Origin of the sequence: Proteus sp. G4380 (assembly GCF_963885725.1) — a bacterium.
GTDB classification, from domain to species: Bacteria; Pseudomonadota; Gammaproteobacteria; order Enterobacterales; family Enterobacteriaceae; genus Proteus; species Proteus mirabilis.
In genome coordinates, this window is the sequence record NZ_CAWPAV010000020.1 from 21798 (window position 1) to 28268 (window position 6471).

A 6471-nucleotide genomic window follows, 5' to 3' on the forward strand; every position below is an offset into this window, starting at 1 on the left:
CTTACTCCTTATCCGCAAGACGACGTTGGCTTCTTATTTTCATTGCTTGCCAAATAAGAAGAGAAATAAGCACAATACCGACAATGGCAGCTAACCCTAGCCAAATAGGATGCGAAGCAAAAACATACCAAACCTCTTCCCACCAAGGTAAATAACCGACGAAATAGGTATCACCAACACGTAAACTATGGACACCAGACTCTCTGACTAATACTACAGAGCCATGCATTGCATCACGTTTACCACTATCACTTATCGCTTCATTTAATAATCGATAACCTTGGGGACTATCGGCTAATAGCGCCACGACACTACGCTGTGAAAAGAACGGAGATTGAAAACCAATAATAGTGCCGAGTGATCCGGTTGATGTTAAAGATGTTCTGCTATCTGGGCGCTTATCTAGATCTTGATAATTGGTATGACTAAAAATGGTGATTTCACGTGATGGCAGTGTAATTTCGCTACGTGCTTTATCAATCAAGACATTCATCTGTTTATCATTATTGAGTGCTGGGGGAATTGTCCCGATTAATAATAAATCAGCTTCTTGTTTTGATAATTCCTCTAATGATGCAGTTAAAGAGACATTTAACGCGGGATAGCCAGTTTGTGCACCAATATTACCTAATGATATCAATAACGTTGTTAATTGCTCAGGTGAAGGGGATTGGTTGACATAAATAAGGGTTTCTGACAAATCGGCATAACGGCTAAATGGGAACCCAGCATGACTATAAACACGCAAATCAGGTAGAGCAATATAGTGGCGATAGTTACCAGTAAAATTAAAGCTTGATAATTCATCTAATGCTACCGTGTTAGGGACTGGGTGATAAGTAATACATTGATCAACGGAGCCTCCGGGGATCGGATTTGTATAGTCAAAAGAGAAACGGATCTGATTACGTTCACCTAATTTTACCGCGGGGATATTGAGGAGATTTTTGTTTTCGATCCATCCTTGAATTAACGGTAGATAAGCCACAATAAAGTTCTCTTTTTTATCTCTCTCTAAAGGGTAGGCTTTGATAAAGTGATCGTTGACTGAAATCGACATACGAGAATCATCTTGAAATGCCGGAGCGGTATAACGATAACGCAATTGCATCTGTAGTCCTGTATTATTAAACATAAATAAATCAGGAGGTAAGGTCATATTGAGTGTGATGGGAGCAGGCTCTAGTCCACGAGATTGCAACTGACCTTGATAATCTTGCAAGGTATTAAAGTAGATTGGTTTATTTAATTGTACCCACTTAGGTGCATCATAAGGTTCACGTGGTGCCAATAGATTGACATCATTAATGGTGACGGTATCCCCTCTAAAAATAACTTGTCCCCGGGCAATACCATTGACGGCGGTAATTAAGTCATTGTCATCACGACCCATTACTAACAGCAGTTTTACATAAGGATCCGTTGGGTGTGAGACTAATTCAATGGTGGGAGCATTGACATTGGCATGTGTATTAAGAAAGTTGGGGCGTTGTTTATTAGTGGCAAATACAATGCTGTGTTGATTGGGCAACTGATTGTAATACACAGGGTAGTGTTGCTGGCGCCAATCGACTTGTGTACCAAACCAAGAAGCGAGTATTCCCGCCGCTTTTTGTTGGGTAAGATTAGGGGATTGGCTAAACACCATAGGTAAGGTAAAAGTACCAAAATCGCGACTATCAAAGAAAGGCTCGGGGAAATTGGCTAATTCGTTACTCAATTTCAATGATTGATAGGTGAGATGCAGTTGGCTATTTTTGCTGATATCAAGCCATAAGGTGGTATTGGCTTGGTTTTCACAAATTTCTCGGTAATGGCCGATAAAAGTAAATTTTAAATGATTAAAATCTTGAATAAACCGTGGATCGAGCGGTAATGTAATGTGGTTTTTATGGCCGAGTTCTTCTTTTTTCAGGGGGATCACGCCCATGATCTCATCATTTAAATAGATATTAAGATGTGATTCTATAGGCAGTAATGAAGGCGAGGGGGTAAACTCTAGATCTAATATTGCCTGTGAAACATATTCATCACTACGAACACCAAATTCTAGATAACCATCAGGGCTAGCGCCTTGTAATTTTAGAGCTCCATAAGTAGGTGCTGTTGTTGCAAATAGTCGTGTTTCTTGGCGAGATGGGATTATCTGATCCGGTGATGTTAAAGTGACTTTCTCTTCTTCAACCGTTATGAAAGGTTGTTCCGTTATAACCGCTGGCACTTCTTTTTCGTCATCACTATAAGCTAAACCGGAAAGCATAAGTAAGGCGAATAGTAGAAAATATTTTTTCATTATTATTACCCATAGATCTTATTGTTCATTAATAAATTCCCAAAAAGCTGAGTTTTACCGTTAAGATTAATGAAATATTTGTGAAACATTGACACGTCGTGGAAGTAGCGATAATAGCCACAATAAACACTGCCCTAATAAACGAAATAAGAGGTAAACAAGATACGGGGCGCGTTTAAGTAAGGTGTTATAGCCCTGCATACTGATATAAATGATATTTCTTAAACTATTCAGTGGATTATCGGCAGGGAGAGCGTGTTGCCAATTAGCCCAAGTGTCGGCTCGTTCAAAAGTACAGGCGGTAAAATCAATGGATTTTTGTGTATCCATATTAAGCAGTTGTAAGCCAATAATGCGATTATCAATCCGTAAAATACGTGCTTCAAAAGCATATTCACGTTGATTTTGTTTGAGAATAACGGTGATCTCTTGGTGACAAGATAAGGGAACTGTAAAATTATCTGGTAATACAATGGCACAGCCATTATCAGAGAAGTCATTGAGCTGACAAGAATAAAGCGAACCGTCTTGGAGTAATAGCATTGCGGGCACTTTTAGACGTACCCGTGGGAACTGGCGCTCTTGCTTTGCTTCTACAGAAACAGCAATGGCAACACCTAGTAATACTAAGTTATAGCATACCCAAACTAAGCACATGAGTACGGCTAACCTTTCATCGGGATCGCCTGTTGCGATACGCCAGAAAGCAAATAGAATTCCTAACAAATTAAGATTAAGAAACAGAATATAGGGGCGATTAATTTGCCAATCGACAAAACTTTTCTTCATGATTGCCCCTTTCTCTGTGACATTAAATTTACCTTTATAAGGTGAGAATAGGGTGCTTAATACGGGGCGAGTGGTGTACCAAGCTAAAATCGTTTCATAAATCTCTCCCCAAAATGAGTGGCGATAAGGACCTTGTAATTTGGTCGCGGCTAACCAAATGTGTAATAAATAAGGCACGACATACAAAGCGATAGCGATGGCGGGTGCGTAAATAATATAGGCATGAAAGATAAGGAACGTTAGTGGTGCTAATAAGAAGATTATCCTTGGTATGCCTGATAAAAAGTGCAACATGGCATTGAGGTAACAAAAGCGCTGTGGCAGTGTCAGCCCTTTGCCAAAGAGTGGATTATCTAAACGAAATATTTGTATCATTCCTTTTGCCCAACGTATGCGTTGGCCAATATGTGCTGAAAGTGATCCTGTTGCTAATCCTGCGGCAAGAGGGATACGAATATAAGCAGAAGTCCAACCATGACGATGTAAGCGTAATGAGGTATGTGCGTCTTCGGTCACAGTTTCAACTGCCAGCCCGCCAATTTCATCTAAAGCACAACGACGTAATACAGCACAGGAGCCGCAGAAAAAAGCTGCATTCCAAGTATCATTACCATCTTGCACTAATCCATAAAAAAGCGTGCCTTCATTCGGTGTTTCGCGGAAATTGCCTAAATTACGTTCAAAGGGATCAGGAGAGAAAAAGTGGTGTGGTGTTTGTACCAATGCCATTTTTTCGTCTTTTAGAAACCAGCCCATAGTAAATTGTAAGAATGAGCGTGTCGGAATATGGTCACAGTCAAAAATAGCCACATATTCTCCGCAGGCTTTGCTCAATGCATGGTTGATATTACCGGCTTTGGCAAAATCATGTTTTTCACGAGTGATATACCGAATACCAATTTCTTTAGCAAAAGCCGCAAACTCAGGGCGAGAGCCATCATCTAATAAATAGATAGTTAATTTATCTTTAGGCCAATCAATGTTTAAACAGGCATAAAGTGTTGGTTTTACAACTTGTAGCGCTTCGTTATATGTGGGAATAAAAATATCGACAGTAGGCCATTGTGTTGTATCTTGAGGCATTGAAATAGGTTGTCGATGGAGTGGCCAAATACATTGCATAAAACTAAGAAATAACACAATCCATGCATAGGTTTCAGCCAGTAATAGTAAGATCCCAAAGAAAAGGCTCAGATTATCCACCCAGTAGAGTGTGTATTGATAGCGCCACCAAATATATCGGCAAGCAATAGTCAGCGATAAAATAATAATGGTAATAGAAGACAGTCGGCCAGGGATATCGCGGATAGCTAAGGCTATCAGCCAAATCACGAGAACAAAAACAAATTGTAGTTTTAAATCAAAAGGTTGAGTAATACTTAATAAGATAATAAAAATGGCAAAAACAGCAACGAGCGATAATAGAGCGTATTGCCATAGTGGCGTGTTTGTTTTCTTATGATGGATCATATCTCGCGCAACAGGAGATAAGCGAGCAAAGAGATTTTGATAATACTGTCTAATATAGACAATAAATTGAATCGGTTTTTTCACCAAGGTGAGCATCAAATAATGGCAAATAAGCCAAATACTTTGTAATAAGTATCGGATCGGATCGCATAATTTAGGGCGACGCGGATTAATATGAGGAAATAGTTGTTGTTGTTTTTGTGCTATTTTCTGCCAAAAAGGGGATTCCATACGCAAAAAGAGCCACATTAATACCCAGAAAAGCTCATTCACGATAGCCGCACTGAATGAAGCCCCATTATGACGATAAAATTTGTAATAACGGGTTAAGATATGCGACTGCATAGTAGCCTGTTGCCTTATCGAGCGGGACGCTTTTTTCTCTGGATAATCGATGGTTGACATTGTGGCTATCCTTTTTTGCTTAACAATAAAGGCAAACACCATTGTAGAAGTTGATTAATTTCTTCAACTAACATGCAATTAGCGCGGTAATCATATAAAGGTAAGCGTGAAGCACAGGCTTCTAATAATGCTTCATCGCGATGAAGTTTTATTGGGCAGAAAGGAAACTGACTGGTTTGCCAAAATTGATAAAAATCTTGATGGATTTGGCTAGTGGCACAAAATTGATTCACCAGAATATACTCATTGGCAGCAAAGGTATGTTGGTTAAGCCGAATATGACAGTTACTTTCAGGTGTGGTAACGGTTAATACGATATTGGCTTTCGCAACCCATGATTTAAAAAGGGTATCGTGCTCTGGTTGTAAATCGAGAAAAATTAAAGTGTCTGGGTATTGTTGAGTAAAAGCGGTAAAAAAATGCTGCAGATGTTGGTTGGCAGTGGCAGATGCTTGCAAATGCAATTTATCTTCTGAATTAACGACTCCAAAAGGTAAAATTTGATAACCGTTTTGATAATCACAAATCGCTTGTTCTATTGGGGTATGCGCGAGTAGTGCTTGTCCTAATGTGGTGACTTGTGATTTTTCTGGAAAATAGAAATGTAAGATATTATTCACACAGTTATCGATAACAATGACATTGTATTTATGGTGATGAAATTGGCGAGCCAGTGCAACGGTTATTGAGGTGGTTCCTACTCCACCTCTGAGCCCTTTTAATACGATTAGTGGCATAGTTTTTCTCATTTAGTTATTGAATTAAATGTGTTGAGTAATGGCCAACGATAAATAAGGCTATGTTGATTTTCTTCGTTATTAATATCTCTATAGTGATAGTTGTTTATTGAAAATAATTTCTTTAATTTATTTATATCTTGGTTTGTACTCTCTTTTTCTCTTTTTATCTCCGAGCGAATAATTTTTTTATTTTCCATTTTTTAACCCTCATATGAAAATAAATTCTTAATCTGTAATTTTATTTTTCTTAGCTAGAGAAGGGGTAAGTGTTAAATAAAATATTAATATTCTTTATTTAAGGATATGCCTTAAAAATAGTTATTTCAATTACGTATAAATACATAAATTAAATATACGAATTTAAACTCCATTGGGAATGAATAATAACCCTCTTTGACAATGATAATATTCTCAATAAATTCATTTAAATAATAACTAAACCATTGTTAGTCAAAAAAATGAAATATAAGATAATTGTAAATTACCTATTTATAACAAATTCTAAGGTAGTCTTTTTTGGATGATCAAAAAAGATTTGATTTTTATCAAGTAAAATACCATTAAATTAGTTAAATCATCTATTTATTCTTGTTTTCATTTTATTTTTTAGCTTTATGTTCTTGTGGTGTTTGTTTTGTAATGCTCATGTTAATTTAATTGATCTATTTGTGATTATTTTGTTTGGTTTCGGATATGGGAAAATAAGATAACTCTGTGTTGCTATTTATTTTTTAAAATAACAACACAAATATAAAATTTATGTCTATTATATAA

The 6471-nt window shown here is 37.3% G+C and carries 4 protein-coding genes; all 4 read right to left on the bottom strand.

From position 1 onward, the window contains the following. Position 1 precedes the first annotated feature (1 nt). A complete protein-coding gene (bcsB, locus tag AACU98_RS01070) occupies positions 2 to 2293 on the bottom strand; it encodes a cellulose biosynthesis cyclic di-GMP-binding regulatory protein BcsB (protein ID WP_161735367.1) in 2292 nt (763 codons plus the stop codon). Positions 2294 to 2359: 66 nt separating this feature from the next. Then, positions 2360 to 4957 carry a UDP-forming cellulose synthase catalytic subunit gene (gene bcsA / locus AACU98_RS01075; protein WP_161735369.1) on the bottom strand — a complete coding sequence of 866 codons (2598 nt, stop codon included), beginning with the start codon at positions 4955 to 4957 and terminating at the stop codon, positions 2360 to 2362. A 5-nt stretch (positions 4958 to 4962) separates the two neighbouring features. Further along, complete coding sequence (locus tag AACU98_RS01080) at positions 4963 to 5694, bottom strand: cellulose synthase operon protein YhjQ/BcsQ (RefSeq protein ID WP_017627923.1); 732 nt, start codon at positions 5692 to 5694, stop codon at positions 4963 to 4965. An 8-nt stretch (positions 5695 to 5702) separates the two neighbouring features. Then, complete coding sequence (gene bcsR / locus AACU98_RS01085; protein ID WP_012368241.1) at positions 5703 to 5894, bottom strand: BcsR/BcsP family cellulose biosynthesis protein; 192 nt, start codon at positions 5892 to 5894, stop codon at positions 5703 to 5705. Positions 5895 to 6471: the final 577 nt, after the last annotated feature.

Bases quoted from the DNA above. Each gene is read 5' to 3' on its own strand.
- bcsB (WP_161735367.1), bottom strand. From the start codon at position 2,293: ATGAAAAAATATTTTCTACTATTCGCCTTACTTATGCTTTCCGGTTTA.
- bcsA (WP_161735369.1), bottom strand. From the start codon at position 4,957: ATGTCAACCATCGATTATCCAGAGAAAAAAGCGTCCCGCTCGATAAGG.
- AACU98_RS01080 (WP_017627923.1), bottom strand. From the start codon at position 5,694: ATGCCACTAATCGTATTAAAAGGGCTCAGAGGTGGAGTAGGAACCACC.
- bcsR (WP_012368241.1), bottom strand. From the start codon at position 5,894: ATGGAAAATAAAAAAATTATTCGCTCGGAGATAAAAAGAGAAAAAGAG.